The 20,228-nt window shown below is 67.9% G+C and carries 19 protein-coding genes and 2 pseudogenes; 13 read left to right on the top strand and 8 right to left on the bottom strand.

The genetic code is table 11. The annotated features are described in order from the left end of the window. Together BST40_RS31975 and BST40_RS31970 are read right to left on the bottom strand one after the other, a co-directional pair. Positions 1–185 (bottom strand): PGRS repeat-containing protein (locus BST40_RS31975; RefSeq protein WP_341865534.1); only part of this gene is annotated, 185 nt, incomplete at its 3' end. A 147-nt stretch (positions 186–332) separates the two neighbouring features. After that, positions 333–554: pseudogene (locus tag BST40_RS31970) on the bottom strand (PE family protein); the annotation flags it as partial. 715 nt (positions 555–1,269) lie between these two features. On the opposite strand from BST40_RS31970, the gene mihF reads away from it, so the two are divergent. From mihF to metK, 5 genes are all read left to right on the top strand, one after another. Continuing rightward, positions 1,270–1,587: an integration host factor, actinobacterial type gene (gene mihF, locus BST40_RS23230; protein ID WP_015355818.1), complete on the top strand. Its 318-nt coding sequence runs from the start codon at positions 1,270–1,272 to the stop codon at positions 1,585–1,587. 146 nt (positions 1,588–1,733) lie between these two features. After that, entirely contained in the window at positions 1,734–2,327 is a 594-nt protein-coding gene (gmk, locus tag BST40_RS23225; protein ID WP_075546009.1) for a guanylate kinase, read from the top strand. A 61-nt stretch (positions 2,328–2,388) separates the two neighbouring features. Beyond that, positions 2,389–2,718: a DNA-directed RNA polymerase subunit omega gene (gene rpoZ / locus BST40_RS23220; RefSeq protein WP_075546010.1), complete on the top strand. Its 330-nt coding sequence runs from the start codon at positions 2,389–2,391 to the stop codon at positions 2,716–2,718. Between the two features lie 16 nt (positions 2,719–2,734). Continuing rightward, entirely contained in the window at positions 2,735–3,997 is a 1,263-nt protein-coding gene (coaBC, locus tag BST40_RS23215; protein WP_075546011.1) for a bifunctional phosphopantothenoylcysteine decarboxylase/phosphopantothenate--cysteine ligase CoaBC, read from the top strand. A gap of 126 nt (positions 3,998–4,123) precedes the next feature. Continuing rightward, positions 4,124–5,335, top strand: coding sequence for a methionine adenosyltransferase (gene metK, locus BST40_RS23210; RefSeq protein ID WP_083155823.1), 1,212 nt, complete (start codon positions 4,124–4,126; stop codon positions 5,333–5,335). A gap of 80 nt (positions 5,336–5,415) precedes the next feature. On the opposite strand, the gene BST40_RS23205 is transcribed toward metK, so the two are convergent. The 3 genes from BST40_RS23205 to BST40_RS23195 are packed head-to-tail and all read right to left on the bottom strand — an operon-like array spanning position 5,416 to position 8,889. Beyond that, the gene (locus tag BST40_RS23205; RefSeq protein ID WP_083155821.1) at positions 5,416–5,991 is read right to left on the bottom strand and encodes a pyridoxamine 5'-phosphate oxidase family protein; all 576 of its coding nucleotides are present in this window, start codon (positions 5,989–5,991) and stop codon (positions 5,416–5,418) included. 31 nt (positions 5,992–6,022) lie between these two features. Beyond that, positions 6,023–7,501: a flavin-containing monooxygenase gene (locus BST40_RS23200; protein WP_083155819.1), complete on the bottom strand. Its 1,479-nt coding sequence runs from the start codon at positions 7,499–7,501 to the stop codon at positions 6,023–6,025. Further along, positions 7,498–8,889 (bottom strand): cytochrome P450, encoded by a 1,392-nt coding sequence (locus tag BST40_RS23195; RefSeq protein ID WP_083155817.1) that lies wholly within the window; start codon positions 8,887–8,889, stop codon positions 7,498–7,500. Before BST40_RS23195 ends, BST40_RS23200 begins: the two co-directional genes overlap by 4 nt. Positions 8,890–8,964: 75 nt before the next feature. Between BST40_RS23195 and BST40_RS23190 the strand changes: the two genes are divergently transcribed. Further along, on the top strand, positions 8,965–9,993 hold the full coding sequence (locus tag BST40_RS23190; RefSeq protein ID WP_075546016.1) for an AraC family transcriptional regulator: 1,029 nt from the start codon (positions 8,965–8,967) through the stop codon (positions 9,991–9,993). Positions 9,994–10,003: 10 nt separating this feature from the next. Here BST40_RS23190 and BST40_RS23185 read toward each other — a convergent pair whose 3' ends face one another. After that, a complete protein-coding gene (locus BST40_RS23185) occupies positions 10,004–10,969 on the bottom strand; it encodes an alpha/beta hydrolase (RefSeq protein ID WP_083155815.1) in 966 nt (321 codons plus the stop codon). Between BST40_RS23185 and BST40_RS23180 the strand changes: the two genes are divergently transcribed. The 3 genes and pseudogenes from BST40_RS23180 to BST40_RS23170 all read left to right on the top strand — a co-directional run bounded on the left by BST40_RS23180 (position 10,968) and on the right by BST40_RS23170 (position 14,469). Then, positions 10,968–11,705 (top strand): lysoplasmalogenase, encoded by a 738-nt coding sequence (locus tag BST40_RS23180; protein WP_075546018.1) that lies wholly within the window; start codon positions 10,968–10,970, stop codon positions 11,703–11,705. The genes BST40_RS23185 and BST40_RS23180 overlap by 2 nt on opposite strands. A 77-nt stretch (positions 11,706–11,782) precedes the next feature. Beyond that, positions 11,783–13,741: pseudogene (locus BST40_RS23175) on the top strand (primosomal protein N'). Between the two features lie 242 nt (positions 13,742–13,983). Further along, a complete protein-coding gene (locus BST40_RS23170) occupies positions 13,984–14,469 on the top strand; it encodes a MarR family transcriptional regulator (protein ID WP_371687147.1) in 486 nt (161 codons plus the stop codon). A 67-nt stretch (positions 14,470–14,536) separates the two neighbouring features. Here the strand turns inward: BST40_RS23170 and BST40_RS23165 are convergent, their stop codons facing one another. Beyond that, a complete protein-coding gene (locus BST40_RS23165; protein ID WP_083155813.1) occupies positions 14,537–15,361 on the bottom strand; it encodes a class I SAM-dependent methyltransferase in 825 nt (274 codons plus the stop codon). 200 nt (positions 15,362–15,561) lie between these two features. On the opposite strand from BST40_RS23165, the gene fmt reads away from it, so the two are divergent. The 4 genes from fmt to ribD are packed head-to-tail and all read left to right on the top strand — an operon-like array spanning position 15,562 to position 19,661. Continuing rightward, positions 15,562–16,500, top strand: coding sequence for a methionyl-tRNA formyltransferase (fmt, locus tag BST40_RS23160; RefSeq protein WP_075546020.1), 939 nt, complete (start codon positions 15,562–15,564; stop codon positions 16,498–16,500). Then, the gene (locus BST40_RS23155) at positions 16,497–17,891 is read left to right on the top strand and encodes an RsmB/NOP family class I SAM-dependent RNA methyltransferase (protein ID WP_083155811.1); all 1,395 of its coding nucleotides are present in this window, start codon (positions 16,497–16,499) and stop codon (positions 17,889–17,891) included. The genes fmt and BST40_RS23155 overlap by 4 nt, the downstream gene beginning before the upstream one ends. 44 nt (positions 17,892–17,935) lie before the next feature. After that, positions 17,936–18,634: a ribulose-phosphate 3-epimerase gene (rpe, locus tag BST40_RS23150; protein ID WP_089025276.1), complete on the top strand. Its 699-nt coding sequence runs from the start codon at positions 17,936–17,938 to the stop codon at positions 18,632–18,634. A 7-nt stretch (positions 18,635–18,641) separates the two neighbouring features. Further along, positions 18,642–19,661, top strand: a complete 1,020-nt coding sequence (gene ribD, locus BST40_RS23145; RefSeq protein ID WP_075546218.1) for a bifunctional diaminohydroxyphosphoribosylaminopyrimidine deaminase/5-amino-6-(5-phosphoribosylamino)uracil reductase RibD — start codon at positions 18,642–18,644, stop codon at positions 19,659–19,661. 4 nt (positions 19,662–19,665) lie between these two features. Here the strand turns inward: ribD and BST40_RS23140 are convergent. Then, a partial coding sequence (locus tag BST40_RS23140; protein ID WP_142276791.1) for an MFS transporter occupies positions 19,666–20,228 on the bottom strand: 563 nt, incomplete at its 5' end.

Raw genomic sequence — 20,228 nt, 5'->3', positions numbered from 1 at the left:
GCCCCGAACAATCCGGCGTCCCCGCCGTTGCCGCCCGGCATACCAGGCGCGCCCGACCCGCCGGCCCCGCCGTTGCCGAACAAGTACCCACCCGGCCCGCCGGGCGCCCCAGTTCCCGGTGCGCCGTTGGCGCCGTTGCCGATCAGCGGGCGGTTGAACAGCGTCTGGGTAGGCGCGTTCACCAGGTCAAGCAACTCCTGCCCGAGGTTGGGGGGCTGCGCGGCCGCCGGCGCCCAGCCGCCAGTCAGCGCGCTCGTCAGGATCTGCTGGACATTGGCGGCCTCGGCGCTGGCATATGAGCCGGCGGCGGCGCTCAACGCCTGGGAAAACCAGCGATGAAACGCCTCTGCTTGAGCGCTGACCGCCTGATACGCTGCGCCATGCGACCCGAATAACGCGGCGATCCCGGCCGACACCTCGTCGGCGGCCGCTGCCAGCACGCTGGTCGTCGGGGCGGCCGCGGCCGCGTTGGCTGCATTGAGGGCCGAACCGATACCGGCCAGATCCGTCCTCGCCGCTAGCAGTGCCTCGGGTGTTGAGGTCACAAACGACATCTCATGCCTCCGAACATTTGAGTCCTGATCGATGAGTCCAGCCCGACGATGGCCGGATCGTATCGCGCGCCGCGCAAGGTAATTCGGGATTTCTCGAACCCGCCTTTCGGTGGCGAAGGATCGGCGCGTTTGCTGGTCGCTGGGTTGGACGTGGCCGGTCGCAGATGGCGATCATGTCCGGCTGTTAGCAAACAGCTTGGGAATAGCTACGACTCCAGCCGGACGAGTCTTGATTGATCCGTCAACCTGTCTTCGGCCGGTCCATCGACGGACGGTGTTGTCGCCGATCCTCAAGACCGGCGAGCAGCGGCTGTTCTGGTTGATGCCGCGGCGCGACACGCGCGACACACCAGGAAAATGCGTGGTCCCAATCACGTGGATGTCCCGGTGCCCGCTGCCGCCGCTCGTCGTGGGCGGACACGGCACCGCGCGAGTTGCCTTGCCAGCACTAAAACCGCAGCTAGACAGGGGTTATGCCGATCCAGAAACTGGGCCTGTCGCCGCGAATGTGAGGTCATGTCAAACCGCTTTCAGCGCCACTTGGCGGGCCGCCGGCAGATGCCCCACGCGTGGTCCCACGCTGGGCATTCGTCGCCGTAACCGGGGGGTCGGGTTAGATTTCGTCAGAGAGCGTGAGTACGGTCGTCTGCGCTGGCTGGAATACCCGGCCAAGACAAATGAAGATCGATTGATATCGATGAGAGACGGAGGAATCGTGGCCCTTCCCCAGTTGACCGACGAGCAGCGCGCGGCCGCGTTGGAGAAGGCTGCTGCCGCACGTCGAGCGCGAGCAGAGCTCAAGGACCGGCTCAAGCGTGGCGGCACCAACCTCACCCAGGTGCTCAAGGACGCCGAAACCGACGAAGTCCTGGGCAAGATGAAGGTGTCCGCGCTGCTTGAGGCGTTGCCGAAGGTGGGCAAGGTCAAGGCGCAGGAAATCATGACCGAGCTGGAGATCGCGCCGACTCGCCGCCTGCGTGGTCTGGGCGACCGTCAGCGTAAGGCCTTGCTGGAAAAGTTCGGCTCCGCCTAGCCCAGCCCCCGCCGACAATGCAGGCCGGAGGGCCTGAGGTGGGTGTTCCGCCCGCGTGCGGGGGCGAGGCGGGCCGCCCGGCCCGACCCCCGGAAATGCAGTCCGAACGGCCTGTACGGGGTGCCGGCCCAGGGGCATCGACATCGGTGAGTGCCGGCGAGGGACCGGGCACGGGACGCATAGTCGTGTTGTCCGGTCCCTCCGCGGTCGGCAAGTCCACCGTGGTCCGGTGCCTGCGTGAGCGGATCCCGAACCTGCACTTCAGCGTCTCGGCCACGACGCGGGTGCCACGCCCGGGTGAGGTCGACGGCGTCGACTACCACTTCGTCAACCCCGCCCGTTTCCAGCAACTGATCGACGGCGGCGAACTGCTGGAATGGGCCGAGATCCACGGCGGCCTGCACCGGTCGGGCACTCTGGCCAAGCCGGTGCGCCAAGCCGCAGCGTCGGGTGAGCCGGTTCTGATCGAGGTCGACCTCGCCGGGGCCAGGGCGATCAAGAAGGCGATGCCCGAGGCGATCACGGTGTTTCTGGCGCCGCCCAGCTGGGAAGACCTGGAGGCCAGGCTGGTCGGCCGGGGCACCGAAACGCCGGAGGTCATCCGTCGCCGCCTGGACACCGCACGCATCGAATTGGCAGCCCAACATGACTTCGACAAGGTCGTGGTGAACCGTCGATTGGAGTCTGCGTGCGCCGAATTGGTATCCTTGCTGGTTAGTGCTCTGCCCGGCTCTGCATGAGTCCCAGAATCGAGATTTTGCCGCTTTCGCACCGCTCTACGCCGCCAGGAGAAAGTCTTTCGTGAGTATTCCGCAGTCAGACGCGCCGCCAGCCGGTTCCGGTTCCGATCAGTTCGATCCGGCATCCGCCGGAATCGGGGCCTACGACACCCCGCTCGGCATCACCAACCCGCCCATCGACGAGTTGCTGGACCGCGTTTCGAGCAAATACGCGCTGGTGATTTACGCGGCGAAGCGTGCCCGGCAGATCAACGACTACTACAACCAGCTCGGCGAGGGCATCCTGGAGTACGTGGGTCCACTGGTCGAGCCCGGTTTGCAGGAAAAGCCGCTGTCCATCGCCCTGCGCGAGATCCACGCCGACCTGCTCGAGCACACCGAGGGCGAGTAACAGGGCCGGGCCCCGGATGGACCGAAAGCGGATCCCCAAACAGGTCATAGTCGGCGTCTCCGGTGGTATCGCCGCCTACAAGGCCTGCACAGTCGTTCGTCAGCTCGCCGAGGCGGGGCATCATGTCCGGGTCATCCCCACCGAATCCGCGCTGCGCTTTGTCGGGGCGGCGACCTTCGAGGCGCTCTCCGGTCAGCCGGTTCGCACCGACGTTTTCGACGACGTGCCTGCTGTCCCGCACGTTCACCTGGGCCAGCAGGCCGACCTCGTCGTCGTCGCGCCGGCCACCGCCGATCTGCTGGCCCGGGCGGTTCACGGGCGCGCCGATGATCTGCTGACCGCGACTCTGCTCACGGCGCGGTGTCCGGTGCTGTTCGCGCCGGCGATGCACACCGAGATGTGGTTGCACCCGGCTACCGTCGACAACGTCGCCACCCTGCGCCGTCGTGGTGCGGTGGTGCTCGAACCCGCATTCGGGCGCCTCACCGGCACTGACAGCGGCCCGGGACGATTGCCCGAGGCCGAGGAGATCACCACTTTTGCCCAGCTGCTGCTGGAGCGGCACGACGCCCTGCACTACGACCTTGCCGGCCGCAAACTCCTAGTGACCGCCGGCGGCACCCGCGAGCCGATCGACCCGGTGCGTTTTATCGGCAACCGCAGCTCGGGCAAGCAGGGATATGCGGTCGCGCGGGTCGCCGCCCAGCGTGGCGCCGAGGTTACGCTGATCGCCGGACATACGGCCGGGCTCATCGACCCCGCCGGTGTCAACGTGGTGCACGTGAGCTCGGCGCAGCAACTCGGCGACGCGGTGTCCAAGCACGCACCCGAGGTCGACGTGTTGGTGATGGCGGCAGCCGTCGCCGACTTCCGGCCCGCGCAGGTATCAGCAGCCAAGATCAAGAAAGGTCCGGACAACCAGACCGGGCCGCCGACGATCGAGTTGGTACGCAACGACGACGTCCTGGCCGGCGTGGTGCGCGCCCGCGAGCACGGGCAGTTGCCCAAGATGCGCGCCATTGTGGGGTTCGCGGCCGAGACCGGCGACGCCAATGGCGATGTGCTGTTTCACGCTCGGGAGAAGCTGCGGCGCAAGGGCTGCGATCTGCTGGTCGTCAACGCGGTCGGTGACGGCCGGGCCTTCGAGGTGGACAACAACGATGGCTGGCTGCTGGCTTCCGACGGAACCGAGTCCGCACTGCAGCACGGTTCCAAGACGCTGATGGCCAGTCGTATCGTTGACGCGATCGTCGCGTTTTTGCATGGCTGTACCGGGTAGCGGATCGGCGGGTGTAGGCCTGTACGGGGGCTGAAGAGGTGCTGGACGATCCCTTGCCCGAGTGGACGAAGTGAAATTGTTGCCGGAGGATATAATTCGGCTAACTAATTATTGGAAGGACGCAGAGTGAGCGAAAAGGGTCGGCTGTTTACCAGTGAGTCGGTGACCGAGGGACATCCCGACAAGATCTGTGATGCGATCAGCGACTCGGTCCTCGACGCGCTTCTGGCGGAGGATCCCCGCTCACGTGTCGCGGTCGAGACGTTGGTGACCACCGGGCAGGTGCACGTGGTGGGCGAGGTGACCACCTCGGCGAAGGCGGCGTTCGCCGACATCACCAACACCGTGCGGGCCCGGATCCTCCAGATCGGTTACGACTCGTCGGACAAGGGCTTCGACGGGGCGTCCTGTGGTGTCAACATCGGCATCGGTGCGCAGTCTCCCGACATCGCCCAGGGCGTCGACACCGCCCACGAGGCGCGCGTGGAGGGTGCTGCGGACCCGCTGGACGCTCAGGGCGCCGGCGACCAGGGGCTGATGTTCGGCTACGCGATCAACGACACTCCTGAACTGATGCCGCTGCCCATCGCGCTGGCCCACCGGCTGTCGCGGCGGCTGACCGAGGTCCGCAAGAACGGCGTGCTGCCCTACCTGCGCCCTGATGGCAAAACGCAGGTCACCATCGCCTACGAGGACAACGTCCCGGTGCGGCTGGACACCGTGGTGATCTCCACGCAGCACGCCGCCGACATCGACCTGGAGAAGACGCTGGATCCTGACATCCGCCAGCACGTGCTCAAAAGTGTGCTCGACGAGTTGGCCCACCAGACGCTGGATGCCTCGCAGGTGCGGGTGCTGGTGAACCCGACCGGCAAGTTCGTGCTTGGCGGACCCATGGGTGACGCGGGGCTGACCGGCCGCAAGATCATCGTCGACACCTACGGCGGCTGGGCCCGCCACGGCGGTGGCGCGTTCTCCGGCAAGGACCCGTCCAAGGTGGACCGCTCGGCGGCGTATGCGATGCGCTGGGTCGCCAAAAACGTCGTCGCGGCGGGACTGGCGGAGCGGGTGGAGGTGCAGGTGGCCTACGCCATCGGCAAGGCCGCCCCGGTCGGCTTGTTCGTCGAGACGTTCGGCACCGAGGCGGTTGACCCGGTCAAGATCGAGAAGGCCATCGGTGAGGTGTTCGATCTGCGGCCCGGTGCGATCATCCGCGACCTGGACCTGCTGCGCCCGATCTATGCGCCGACGGCTGCCTACGGACACTTCGGCCGCACCGATATCGAACTGCCGTGGGAGCAGCTCAACAAGGTCGACGACCTCAAGCGCGCCATCTAGTTCCCGGCGCGAGCAGACACGGAATCGCATCGCGGGGGGCTCCCGCGTGCGATTCCGTGTCTGCTCGCGAGCCGGGGGCGTCAGCTTTTGGCGCAGGGCGGCATCGGGTGGTCGGGCTCCAACCCGGGCAGGCCGTCGATGCTGTGCTGATTGCGCTCGACCAGGCGGACGTAGGTTTCCTCGGATGCCTTGGCGAGATGGGCGTCGAGCACCGGCCGTTCGTCGACTAGCTCGTAGTAGGGCACCGCGAAACCGCACGCATCGGCGATCCGGTCGATGTCGACGACGACGGCGGCCCGGGTTCCGGGGTGCAGAGCCTTGAAATGCGTTCGTAGGCTGTCGAATTCGGCGTCATCGGGGCGTACCACTCGTCCGGTGCCGAACAGTCGCAGGATCCGCGAATTGCGGGTGAACGAGCAGAACATGATGGTGATCCGGCCGTTGTCACGCAGGTGGGCGATTGTCTCGGTGCCGCTGCCGAACAAGTCGAGATAGGCGAAGGTGTGGTCGTCGAGCACCGCGAAGGTGTCCCGATACCCCTTGGGGGAGAGGTTGACTCGACCGCCGTCCGAGGGCGCGGTGGCAACGAAGAACATCGCCTGGTTGCCGATGAACTCCCGCAGCGATTCGTCGATGTGGGAGAACACCTTCGCCATAGACATCGAGCCTACGCGAGCACCGGTGAAGCTAACTGGTGAAGCGGTAGTCGTCGAGATCGAAGCGGCGACTGCGCCAGTAGGCCTGCATGGTCGTCGTCGGGCGCAACGGCACGTCGCCGTTCTTGTCGAAGTAGTAGCTGTTGGCCAGCCGGCAGCTGTCCTGCCAGAAGACCTGGCGGTGCCGGCGGCGCATCACCTCGGCGAAATAGCGGGCGTTGGCTTCCTCGGTCACCTCCACACAGGTCGCGGAGTCTCGTCGGGCCCGCTTGAGGCAGCGCAGGATGTGGTGGGTCTGCGCCTCGATCAGCGCGAAATACGACGAGCCGACATAGCCGTAGGGGCCGAACACCGTGAAGAAGTTCGGGTAACCCGGAACACTGACACCCTCGTAGGCCTGAGTCCGGTGTTCGTCCCAGAACCGGCTCAGGGACTGGCCGCCGCGCCCCATCACCGGATAGGTGAGCACGTCGTCGGTGTCGAGCACCTTGAAGCCGGTCGCCAGGATCAGCACGTCGATCTCGTGGTCGGCGCCGTCGGTGGTGGCGACCGCCGTCGGGGTGATCTTGTCGATCGGCTCGGTGACCAACTGGACGTTGTCGCGGTTGAAGGTGGACAGGTAGCTGTTGTGGAAGCCCGGCCGTTTGCAGCCCACCGCGTAACGCGGCGTGAGTTGGTCGCGTACCACCGGGTCTTCGACTTGCTGGCGCAGATACCGCCGTCCCAGTACCGCGCTCCATCGGGCCAGCGGAAACACCGTGAAGTAGTGCGCCGAGATCGGGAAGGTGGCTTCCACGAAGGCCTGGCTGAGCCACCGCTGGACAGCTTTGCCGCCGGGAATGCGCATCGCCCAGCGGGCCGCCGCCGGCAGCGGCACGTCGAACTTCGGGAAGCACCAGATTGGCGTTCGCTGAAAAACAGTGAGGTGCTTGACAATTGGTGCGATCTCCGGGATGACTTGGACCGCCGAAGCGCCGGTGCCGATGATCGCGACGCGCTTACCGGTCAAGTCTTGGCTGTGGTCCCATCGCGCGGTGTGCATGGTGATGCCGTCGAACGAGTCTACTCCGTCGATGTCGGGCAGTTTAGGTACGGTCAACACGCCGCTGGCGTTGATCACGAACCTGGCGGTCATCACACCGCCGGGGTCTGTCTGGATTCGCCACAGCCGGTGCTCGTCGTCGTATTCGGCGGCCTGCACCTTGGTGTTGAACCGGATGCGGGACCGGATGGCGTATTTGTCGACGCAGTGTTCGGCGTATGCGCGAAGTTCGTGGCCGGGTGCGTAGGTGCGCGACCAGCGCGGGCTCTGCTCGAACGAGAATTGGTAGGAAAACGACGGAATATCCACGGCGATACCGGGATAGGTGTTCCAGTACCAGGTTCCACCGACTCCGTCGCCGGCTTCGATCAGCAGGTAATCGTGGAACCCGGCCCGGTCGAGCTCGATCGCCGCGCCGATCCCGGAGAATCCGGCGCCGACGATCAGTATCTGGTAGTCGGGCTTCATGAGCGCTCGCTTCCGACGAGGTGCAGCCCGTGCTTGGGTCGCAGGGTCAGCGTCGCCTCAAGTTCGACAGGGTAGTGCGGCTCGAGGTCAAAGGCAAAGCGCTGACTCATGATTGCCGCGATCAATACCATTTCCATCAGGGCGAAGCTCTGTCCGATGCAGATGCGCCGGCCCCCTCCGAACGGCAAATAGGCCGAGCGGGGACGGTCCTTGGCTCCGAGGCCGAGGAACCGTTCGGGATCGAACTTCTCCGGGTCGGGCCACCAGCGCGGGTCGTGGTGGATGTGGTGGATCGGGATGACGACGGTGGTTCCGCGGCGGATGTGGTGCCCGCCGATGACGTCGTCCGCGACGGCCTTGCGGGCCAGCACCCACACCGAGGAGAAGTAGCGCTGCGATTCCTGCAAGCAGGCCGTCGTCCACGGCAGCTTGCCCAGGTCGTCGGCGGTCGGGCGGCTGGTCCCCAGCGCGTCGTCAACCTCGGCGAGCATCCGCTCGCGGGCATCGGGGTGCAGCGCCATCAGATACCAGAACCACGACATGGCGTTCGCGGTGGTTTCGTGGCCGGCGAGCATGAACGTCAGCGCCTCGTCTCGGACCCGCTGGCGCGGCCAGTTTCCGTCGTCGGCGTGCAGCAGCACGTTGAGCAGGTCTTCGGAGTGGGTCGGATGGGCCAGCCGGTCGTCGATCACCGCGTTGACCGCGGCGTCCAGCGCCAGCGTGATGTCCTGCATCTCCCGTAACGGCGGCGGCAGGTGGACGCCGGAGAATGTGCACCAGATCAGTGCGTCGTAGACGGGGCGTGGCATCAGCCCCCACAGGCCCAGTCGCTCCAGCTTCTCGGCCCGGCGCAGCCCGCGGGTCGCCAGATCGTTCATGCTGTGGACCAGCGGCCCGAAATCCTGGCTGAACAGGGCATTGGCGACCACCCGCAGGGTTGCCCGGACCATCGTCTCGTGCATGTCGAACGGCCTGGCGGGCACGAGGGTAGCGGTGACGTCTTCGATCGGGTCGATCATCAGGTCGACGAGGCCGGTGAGGTGACGCCGGGCGAACGTCGGGTTCAGCACGCCGCGATGCGCGGCCCATGAGTCGCCCTCGTCGGTGAGCAGATTGATGCCTGCGGCCGCGCGGATCGGCTCGTATTCGTCGGACTTGACGTATTTCAGCCGCGCCTCGTGTAACACGTGGTCGATATAGCCGGGATGCGTGATGGAAACGAAACGTCTTCCACCACAACGAAATCGGACGATATCGCGGCCGCGTACCCGGCCCAGGAATCCGTCGCCGGCATCGAATCCGACGGTGAGGGCCTCCCGCGTCATCGTCCAGGTGCTCAGGCGTCTGGCTGGTCTATTCGAGGGTCGCTCGGCGATCACACTGGCCATGGGGTCACTGTATGGGCGACGTCGGCCGCCGGTAATGAGACTATGGGACAAACAGTTGGGAATTTAGGACAGGTCATGGAACACGTGCAAGCCGAGGTGAGTCACGGGGTCTATGCGACCCGGGTACTGTGCGAGGTGGCCAACGAACACGGGGTCTCCACCAGCGATGTGCTTGCCGGCACCGCGATCGGCCCGGCGGATCTCGATGATCCCGATGCCGTCATCAGTGCCGGCGACGAGATCCTTGCCGTCCGCCGATTGCTGGCCCGGTTGCCGGACTCCGCCGGGATCGGCGTCGACGTGGGCAGCCGGTTCATGCTCACCCACTTGGGGTTGTTCGGTTTTGCGGTGATGTCTTGCGCCACCTTGCGCGAACTCTTCAGTATCGCGATGCGCTACTTCGCGCTGACGATGTTGCACATCGACGTCCGGTTGTTCGAAACGGCCGGAGACTGTTTGCTCGAGCTGGACGCCGGTCACCTGCCGGCCGACGTGCGGCGGTTTTTCATCGAACGTGATATCGCCGGAATACTAGCCACCACAACAAGTTTCGCATTGCCGGTGGCGGCCAAGTATGCGGAGCAGGTGTCGGCGGAAGTGGCGGTCGACGAGTGGTTGCTGCGGCCGCTGCTCGAACTGGTGCCGATTCATCACGTCGCGTTCGGCCGGGCCCACAACAGGTTGCACTTCCCGCGTGCCATGTTCGACGAGCCGTTGCCGCAAGCAGATCGGCACACCCTGGAAGTGTGTATGGCGCAGTGTGACGTGCTGATGCAGCGCAATGAGCAACGCCGGGGCATCACTGCGCTGGTGCGCACCAAGTTGTTTCGTGATTCCGGACTGTTTCCGACACTGCCCGACGTCGCGGCCGAGCTCGGCCTGCATCCGCGCACACTGCGGCGCCGGCTTGCCGAGGAGGGCACGTCGTTTCGCGCCTTGCGCAACGAGGCACGGTCCACCGTGGCCGTCGACTTGTTGTGCACTGTCGGCCTGACCACCGAAGAGGTGTCGCGGCGGCTGGGCTATACCGAGGTCTCGACGTTTTCGCACGCCTTCAAGCGGTGGTACGGCGTGGCGCCCAGCGCGTATCCACAGCGAAGCTAGGACGCGGCAGCTAAGCGTGCAACGCCTGCTTCAGCGCCGCCAGCCCGCGATCCATCGCGGCAGTGGCCGCCGGCACCACACCGGCGTAGCCGACGTAGCCGTGCACCATCGTCTCGGCGTTGTGCACCTCGACGGGCACGCCGGCGGCGTTCAGCAGCTCGCCGTAGCGGATGCCGTCGTCACGCAGCGGGTCGTATCCGGCGACGCCGATGTAGGCCGGCGGCAGCCCGGTCAGGTTCTCCGCCCGGCCCGGCGCCATTCCCGCCGGCGGGTCGGACAAGTCGATTCCGCCTGCGTACCAACGAGAGAACGCGGCCACCGCCTTGGCGTCCAGGATCTGCGCGGTGGCATTCTCGGTGAACGACGGCAGCGACTGATCCCACATCGTGGAGGGATACCACAACAGCTGGAAAGCCAGGTTCGGTCCGGCATTGTCACGAGCTTGCTGAGCCATCACCGCGGCGATGGTGCCGCCAGCTGAATCGCCGGCGACCGCCAGCCGGGTGCTGTCGGCACCGATGTCGGCAGCCCGATCGGCGGCCCATAACGTTGCGGCCCAGGCGTCTTCGACGGCGGCGGGATAGGGATGCTCGGGCGCCAGCCGGTAGTCGACCGACACGATCACCGCGCCGGCACCCACGGCATGGTGACGGCAGGTGCCGTCATGGGTGTCGAGATCACCCATCACGAAACCGCCACCATGGAAGTACAGCACCACCGGCGGGGCACTGCCTTGAGCGGCATCGGTTGGTGGCCAATAGATCCGGATGCCGATGCCGCCGGCTGGCCCGTCGATCGACCGGTCTTCGACGCGTAGGTCGGGGTGCACCGGCCGGCGCGGCAAATCGCGCATCCGCTGGCGCATGGCGTCGATTCCGTCGTCGGTCGATAGCCGAAAGGGAACCGCATCCAGTACCTTCAGCAAGATGGAGTCGAGAGCGGGTCGTTCGTCGGCGGTCTGGTCCAAGCTAGGCATGCAGGTACCGTACGCATCTCGTCTGGTGGCCGGTGCTTGGGTGGTGGCTGGGTGGGCCGGTCTGGCTTACGGCGTGTACTTGACCGTGATTGCGGTGAGCCGCCCGCCTGGCACCGAGTTGACCGGACACTGGATTCTGCAGCCGCCGTTCAAGGCGTCGATGGCGGTGCTGCTGGCGCTGGCGGCGGTTGCCCACCCGATTGCGCGTGAGCGGCGGTGGCTGGTGCCGGCACTGCTGTTCTCTGCCGCCGGTGACTGGCTGTTGGCTATCCCTTGGTGGACACAGTCATTCGTCTTCGGGCTCGGTTCATTCCTGTTGGCGCACCTGTGTTTTCTGGGCGCAATGCTGCCCCTGGCGATGGGGCGGGCCCCGTCGCGCGCGCGCCTGGCCCCGGTGGTGCTGATGTGTCTGGGGGCGATATCGCTGTTGGTCTGGTTCTGGCCGCACCTGGGCCAGGAGAAGCTGACGGTTCCGGTGACCGTCTACATCCTGGCGCTGACGGCGATGGTGTGCACCGCTTTTCTGGCGCGCCTGCCGACGATCTGGACGGCCGTCGGGGCGCTGAGTTTCGCGGTATCGGATTCGATGATCGCGATCAGCCGATTCGTCTTGGGCAACGAAGCGCTGGCGGTCCCGATCTGGTGGTCGTACGCCGCCGCGGAAATCCTGATCACCGCCGGGTTCTTCTTCGGGCGGGAAATCCGGCCCGGCGCAGCTGCGTCCGCAGACCGCTAAGCGGATTGTCCAGCAACGTATCTCGCGGTTTCGACCGGACCCCCATCCAGGTCGAGCCGATCGCTCGAATCCTGCCGATGCTGTCGGTGCCGCACCTGGATCGCGAATTCGACTATTTGGTGTCCGCCGAGCAGTCCGACGATGCCCAGCCGGGGGTGCGGGTGCGGGTGCGGTTTCACGGCCGGCTGGTCGACGGGTTCGTGCTGGAGCGCCGCAACGACACCGACCACCAGGGCAAGCTGGGCTGGCTGGACCGGGTGGTGTCGGCCGAACCGGTGCTCACCCCGGAAATCCGCCGGTTGGTCGATGCGGTGGCCGCCCGTTATGCCGGCACCCGGGCCGACGTGTTGCGGCTGGCGATTCCGGCCCGGCACGCAAGGGTGGAACGGGAACCCGGACTGATCGCCGACCGGCCCGATGTCGACCCGGTCGACCCGTCGGAGTGGCAGGTGTACGGCCGCGGCGGCCAGTTCCTGGCCGCTCTCGCCCAGGCTCGGGCCGCGCGCGCGGTCTGGCAGGCGTTGCCGGGGGAGCGGTGGGCGGATCGCTTCGCCGAGGCCGCCGCGCAGACGGTGCGCGCCGGCCGCGCGGTTCTGGGAATAGTGCCTGATCAGCGCGATCTGGACACGTTGTGGCAGGCCGCGACGGCCCGGATCGACGAGCCCAGCGTGGTGGCGTTGTCGGCCGGCCTGGGACCGGCCGCCCGCTACCGCAGGTGGCTGGCCGCGCTGCGGGGCAGCGCGCGGCTGGTGATCGGCACCCGCAGCGCGGTGTTCGCGCCGCTGAGCGACCTGGGGTTGGTCATGGTCTGGGCCGACGGCGACGACAGCCTGGCCGAGCCGCGGGCACCATATCCCCATGCTCGGGAGGTGGCGATGTTGCGCGCCCATCAGGCCAGGTGCGCGGCGCTGATCGGCGGCTAGGCGCGAACCGCCGAAGCCCACGCGCTGGTGCGCAGCGGCTGGGCCCACGACATCGTCGCGGCCCGGCCGGTGGTGCGCGCGCGCAGCCCGCGCGTCGTCGCCCTCGACGACACTGGGTACGCCGAGGAACACGACCCGGCCGCTCGTACCGCCCGACTGCCATCCATTGCGCTGCGCGCCGCCCGCTCGGCACTGGCGGCGGCAACGCCGGTCCTGGTTCAGGTCCCCCGCCGCGGCTATGTGCCGTCACTGGCCTGCGGGCGTTGCCGGGCGATCACCCGCTGCCGGCACTGCACCGGCCCGTTGTCGCTGCAGGAGCGTGGCGGGTCGGGCGCTGTGTGCCGCTGGTGCGGCCGCGCCGAGCCGGCGCTGCGCTGCACGCGTTGCGGATCGGATGCGGTGCGCGCCGTGGTGGTCGGGGCCCGGCGCACTGCCGAAGAACTCGGCCGGGCGTTCCCGGGTACGGCGGTGATCACCTCGTCGGGCGATGCCGTCGTCCCCGAGGTGGCCGCCCGCCCGGCGTTGGTGGTCGCGACCCCCGGAGCCGAACCCCGGGCGTCCGGTGGATACGGGGCGGCGTTGCTGCTGGACACCTGGGCGCTGCTGGGGCGACAGGACCTGCGCGCCGCCGAGGACGCGCTCTGGCGCTGGATGGCGGCGGCGGCGCTGGTGCGGTCTCGGGCTGACGGCGGCGTGGTGATGGTGGTCGCCGAATCAGCCATTCCGACGGTGCAATCCCTGATTCGCTGGGACCCGGTTGGCCACGCCGAGGCCGAGCTGATGGCCCGCAGCGAAGTGGGGTTGCCGCCGAGCGTGCACATCGCTGCGCTCGACGGCACCGCCGCGGCGGTCATGGCGTTGCTTGACCAGGCCGGGCTGCCCGACCCGGAATGCTTGCAAGCGGAGTTGCTCGGCCCGGTCGATCTGCCGCCCGGCGTGCGCCGACCGGCCGGCATCCCCGCCGCAGCGCCCGCCATCAGGATGTTGGTGCGGGTTCGCCGCGACCACGGCCTGGAACTGGCAGCCTGCCTGCGGCGCGCGGTCTCGGTGCTCAGCGCGCGTCAAACCCACGAGCCGGTGCGGGTGCAGATCGACCCGCTGCATATCGGTTAGTCCTCGGTTAGCGGCTGAGTTCGCTGGATCTCCTGCCGACACCTCCTGCCAACGCACAGCCGACAGAGCGACGTCGTCGGCGAGGAGGTTTCGGCAACCGAATCCGATCATGCCCGGAAGAAAATATGCATCTGATCAATAATCCATGTCTACGACTATCGGACGCTGTTAGACTCATTTTGCTGCAGCCCGTGTAAGAGCGACGACGAAGTTGACGACCCGGTGGACCGGGGAAGGGGGCCATGATGTCCACGGAAAACGCGACGGCAGCTGAGGAGTCGGTGGATGCGATCACCGATTCGCTACTGACGGCGTCCCGGTTGCTGGTAGCCATCTCGGCTCATTCCATCGCACAGATCGATGAGACGATCACCATCCCGCAGTTCCGGACCCTGGTGATTCTGTCCAATCGAGGTCCGATCAACTTGGCCACCCTGGCGACCCTGCTGGGCGTGCAGCCGTCGGCGACCGGCCGCATGGTCGACCGGCTGGTCGGCGCGGGGATGATCGACCGTCAGCCGCACCCGAACTCCCGGCGCGAACTACTGGCCGTGCTGACCAAGCGGGGCCGGGATCTGGTCCGCCGGGTCACCGCGCTTCGGCGCGCCGAGATCGCCCGCATCGTCGAGCAGATGCCGCAGGCGGAACGCCACGGGTTGGTGCGTGCCCTGACGGCGTTTACCGCCGCCGGCGGCGAACCCGACGCGCACGTCGACATGGAGCTATAGCACGCCGCAGTACCGTGGCGGGCCGGCCGCCCGGGCGGCCGATGGCCCGTCACGGCCGTGACCCGACTCAGATCTTGACCGCGGTGCCGATCAAGACCTCCCAATCCATGACGCCGCCGGTCAGATACTCCGCGGCCAGCTCGACCAGCTGGGCGTCGAGTTCGGCGGCCAGTACCGCGTTGTCGCCAATGTTGGCGTAGGCCTCGATCGTCGGGCCGTAGTGAGTCTTGAAATAGTCGTGGACGTCCTGCGCGGTGCCGAACCGCGTGACCTTCAACGGCTCGCGACGCGTCTTGACATCGGTGACTCGATCACCCAGCAGGCCGCGGAAGTAGTTTTCCCGGCCCCACAGGGCCGACGGGGGTAACGCCGCCGACAGGCTCGGCCGATACGGCCGAATGGCGGCCAGCATCCGGCCGAAGAAGCCTTCCGGGGTCCAGCTGATCACGCCGATGGTTCCGCCCGGCTTGCAGACCCGGACCAACTCGTCGGCCGAGCACTGGTGATCCGGAGCGAACATGACGCCGATCGCCGAGATCACGGCGTCGAACTCGTCCTCGGCGAACGGCAGGGCTTGCGCGTTGGCTTCCTGGTACTGAAGGGTCAGCCCCAACTCCGCGGCGCGTGCCTGGGACCGCTGCAGCAGCTCCGGGGTGAGATCGGTGGAAACGACGGTGGCACCGGCCTTGGCCGCCGGCAGCGAGATGTTGCCGGAACCCGCCGCGACGTCGAGCACCCGCACACCTGGCCCGATGCCCGCGGTAGCGACCAGGATCGGGCCGAGCGGGGCCATCACCTGCTCGGCCATCAGGGCATAGTCACCGAGGGCCCACATCGCGCGGTGCGTGGCCGCGAGCGTCGCGTCTTCGCTGATCGGAGTGTCGATAGTCATGGAGAGCTCCTTTGGGGGAAGGGGAAGGGCTGGGTTACTTCGACCTCGTCGTCGCTGGCGCGGTGGGAAACTCGCGGGACAGATCATTTCTGTAGGACATAGTATGCATTAGCAAGGTTATAACTGGCTGAGAATTTGGCGGGTCCGGATTGTGGCCCGCGACACGTTGGTGCAGCTGGCCGGCTACCTAGACTGTTGCGGTGCGCATCGTTTTCGCGGGCACGCCCGAACCCGCGCTGCCGGCACTGCGTCGCCTCATCGACTCACCCCGTCACGAGGTGGTCGCGGTGCTGACCCGGCCCGACGCCGCATCCGGGCGGCGAGGCAGGCCGGAGCCGTCACCGGTGGGCCGCGAGGCACTCGATCGCGGCATACCGGTGCTGAGGCCGTCGCGGCCCAACTCGCCGGAGTTCGTCGCCGAACTATCCGAGGTGGCGCCGCAGTGCTGCGCGGTGGTCGCCTACGGGGCGCTGCTGGGCGACGCGCTGCTGGCGATTCCACCGCGCGGCTGGGTCAACCTGCACTTCTCGCTGCTGCCCGCCTGGCGCGGCGCGGCGCCGGTGCAGGCCGCGATTGCCGCCGGCGACACCATTACCGGCGCCACGACCTTCCAGATCGAGCCCAGTCTGGACTCCGGCCCCGTCTACGGTGTGGTCACCGAGGCCATTCGGCCGACCGACACCGCTGGCGATCTGCTTGAGCGACTTGCCGTTTCGGGTGCTAACCTGCTGTCTGCCACACTGGACGGCATCGCCGACCAGACGCTGACCCCGCGACCACAGCCTGCCGACGGAGTCAGCCTGGCGCCGAAGATCACGGTGGAGCAGGCGCGGGTGCGCTGGGAACTTCCGGCGGCGGTCGTCGAACGCCGAATCCGTGCCGTCACGCCCAACCCGGGCGCCTGGACGCTCATCGGCGACCTGCGGGTCAAGCTCGGACCGGTACACCTCGACGGCGCGCCGAAACCTCCAGAACCGTTACCACCCGGCGCTATACGCGCAGACCGCACCAGCGTGTGGATCGGCACCGGCTCGCAACCGGTGCGGCTGGGCCAGATTCAGCCACCCGGCAAGAAGCCGATGCAGGCGGCCGACTGGGCGCGCGGTGCCCGGCTCGACCCCGGCGTGCGGGCCTCATGACCGCGAGGCCCCAACGTTCCCGGACCGGCGAACGAGGCCGGCGCCGCCGGCCACTGGACCCGGCACGCGCCGCGGCGTTCGACGCACTGCGCGCGGTAACCAGCCGGGACGCCTACGCAAACCTGGCGCTGCCGGCGCTGCTACGGGAACGCGGCATCACCGGCCGCGACGCCGCCTTCGCCACCGAGCTGACCTACGGCACCTGCCGGACCAGGGGGTTGCTGGACGCGGTCATCGGTGCGGCAGCCGGACGCGCACCGGAGGCGATCGACCCGGTCCTGCTCGATCTGCTACGGCTGGGCGCCTATCAGCTGCTGCGCACTCGAGTCGGCACTCACGCCGCGGTGTCCACCACCGTCGACCAGGCGGGCATCGAATTCGATTCTGCCCGAGCAGGATTCGTCAACGGTGTGCTGCGAACCATCGCCGGCCGCGACGAGCGGAGCTGGGTGGACGAGCTGGCTCCCGACCCACATAGCGACCCGATCGGACACGCCGCCTTCGTGCATGCCCACCCACGGTGGATCGCTCAGGCATTCGCCGACGCCCTGGGCGCAGCGGCCGCGGAGCTCGAAGCGGTGTTGGCCAGTGACGACGAACGCCCGCAAGTGCACCTGGCGGCTCGCCCCGGGGTGCTGACCGCCGCCGAACTTGCCGCCGCGGTGGGCGGCGCCGTCGGCCGGTACTCGCCGTACGCGGTGTGCCTGCCCGGCGGCGACCCGGCGCAGCTGGCACCGGTGCGTGACGGTCAGGCCCTGGTCCAGGACGAGGGCAGCCAGCTGGTGGCGCGGGCGCTGACGCTGGCTCCCGTCGACGACGACCGCGGCCGGTGGCTTGCTCTGTGCGCCGGACCAGGGGGTAAGACCGCGTTGCTGGCGGCGCTTGGCGTGCCGTCAGGGGCCGCGGTGACCGCCGTGGAGCCGTCACCGCAGCGCGCCGGCCTGGTGAGGGCCAACACCGCCGGGCTGCCGGTTGAGGTTGTGCAGGCCGACGGTCGGCACAGCGGGCTCGACCCCGGCTTCGACCGGGTGCTGGTCGATGTCCCGTGCACCGGGCTGGGCGCATTGCGCCGCCGTCCGGAGGCGCGCTGGCGGCGGCAACCGGCGGACGTGCCCGCGCTGGCCAGGCTGCAACGTGAGCTGCTGGCTGCCGCGATTGCGCTGGTCCGGCCGGGTGGCGTGGTGCTCTACGCGACCTGCTCACCGCATCTCGCCGAAACCGTGGGGGTGGTGGCGGACGCCCTGCGTCGGCATCCGGTGGCTGCGATGGACACCCGGCCGTTGTTCGAACCCGTCACCGAAGGGCTCGGCGACGGACCGTACGTTCAGCTGTGGCCACACCGGCACGGCACCGACGCGATGTTCGCTGCCGCGCTGCAACGGCTCGCGTGACGCGCCGGTGCGGCGTCGCACGCCGCGCCGCCGGGCTCAGTAGTCTGTCGCTCATGTCTTGCAGCACGGGGGGGCCGATGATTGCGCCGTCGATCCTGGCTGCCGATTTCGCCCGGCTCGCCGACGAAGCAGCCGCGGTGCACGGAGCCGACTGGCTGCATGTCGACGTGATGGACGGTCACTTCGTGCCGAACCTGACGATCGGCCTGCCGGTGGTGGAAAGCCTGCTGGCGGTAACCCGCATCCCGATGGATTGTCATCTGATGATCGAGAACCCGGACCGATGGGCTCCGCCCTACGCCGAAGCCGGCGCCCATAACGTCACGTTTCACGCCGAGGCCGCCGCCAATCCGGTCGGGGTGGCCCGCGACATCCGGGCAGCGGGCGCCAAAGCGGGTATCAGCGTGAAGCCGGGGACGCCGCTGGATCCGTATCTGGAGATGCTGCCGCACTTCGATACCCTGCTCGTCATGTCGGTGGAGCCCGGCTTCGGCGGCCAGAAGTTCATTCCCGAGGTGCTCAGTAAAGTGCGGACGGTACGCAAGATGGTCGATTCGGGGGAGTTGAAGATCCTGATCGAGATCGACGGCGGCGTTAACGCGGACACCATCGAGCAGGCGGCCGAGGCGGGTGTCGACTGCTTTGTCGCCGGATCGTCGGTGTACGGGGCAGATGACCCGGCAAGGGCGGTAGAGGCACTTCGGCAACGGGCCAGGGCCGCGTCACACCACCGTGGCCGGTGAGCAGCCGATGACTGTCGAGCAGGTCAAGAGCATCGAGGACGCCATGCGCCTCGCCATCGACCAGTCCTACCTGGTCAAGGGCTCGACGTATCCGAACCCTCCCGTCGGGGCGGTCATTGTGGACACCGAGGGCCGGGTGGTCGGCGTCGGTGGTACCCAGCCCACCGGCGGCGACCACGCCGAGGTGGTGGCGCTGCGCCGGGCCGGCGGTTTGGCCGCCGGCGCCATTGCGGTGGTCACCATGGAGCCCTGCAACCACTACGGCAAAACCCCACCATGCGTGAACGCGCTGATCGAAGCCCGGGTGGGCACGGTGATCTATGGCGTAGCGGACCCCAACGGCATCGCGGGGGGCGGTGCCGGGCGGCTGTCGGCAGCGGGCGTGCAAGTGCGCTCCGGGGTGTTGGCCGACCACGTGGCGGCCGGGCCGCTGCGCGAGTGGCTGCACAAGCAACGCACCGGGCTACCGCACGTGACGTGGAAGTACGCCACCAGCGTCGACGGCCGCAGCGCCGCCGCCGACGGCTCCAGCCAGTGGATTTCTAGCGAGGCCGCCCGCGCCGACCTGCATCGCCGGCGCGCGATCGCCGACGCGATCGTGGTCGGCACCGGCACCGTACTGGCCGACGACCCGGCCCTGACCGCCCGGCTGCCGGACGGGTCCCTGGCGGCAAAACAGCCGCTGCGGGTGGTGGTCGGCACCCGTGACATACCGTCGGAGGCAAAGGTTCTCAACGACGACGCACGGACCATGGTGCTGCGTACCCACGAGCCGGTGGAGGTGCTCAGGGCGCTGTTGGACTACACCGACGTCCTGCTGGAAGGCGGTCCCACGCTCGCCGGCGCCTTCTTGCGGTGTGGGGCGATCAGCCGCATCCTTGCCTATGTCGCGCCGATCCTGCTGGGCGGTCCGGTCACCGCGGTCGACGATGTGGGGGTGTCCAGCATCGCGCACGCGCTGCGGTGGCAATTCGACAGCGTCGAAAAGGTGGGACCGGATCTGTTGCTCAGCCTGATACCGCGTTAGCGGTTCATTGCCGGGGGGCGACGGCCTGCTGCCGGGGTAGTTCCGGCTCCTCGGCGTGCTCCTTGCGGCCGCTGACCAACAGACCCAGCAGCGCTCCGAACACACAAATCACCACCGTCACCTTGAAGATGTCGCCGTACATCAGGGCGAACGCCTGTCGGTACAGGGCTCCGATCGCGGCGGCGCGCTCGAGCAGCGTGGCGTTGGGCGGGACAGCCGCCGACAGCCCCGCCAATATCTGGTTGAACCGGTACAGCCCCCAGGCGCTCAGCGCGGCCACCCCGATCAACATCCCGGTCATCCGCGCCACCACCACCGCCGCGGAGGCGATGCCATGCTCCGCGGAGGGGACCACCCGCAGGGCCGCCGAAGACAGCGGCCCGATCACCAGACCGAGCCCCAGCCCGGCGACCAGCAGGTCGGCGTGCATCGCCGGCACCGTGAACAAGCCGAAGATGCTGTGGCGATACGCCAGCAGGTCGACGGGCCAATAATGCATCAGCCAGTAGCCGCCGGCGGCCACCAGCAGCCCGATGAAGGTCATCACCCGGTCGCCGGCCCGCGTGG

It is taken from the genome of Mycobacterium persicum (assembly GCF_002086675.1).
Taxonomy (GTDB): domain Bacteria; phylum Actinomycetota; class Actinomycetes; order Mycobacteriales; family Mycobacteriaceae; genus Mycobacterium; species Mycobacterium persicum.
Note: the sequence above shows the minus strand (reverse complement) of the source record. Positions and strands in the feature narration are given on the sequence as shown.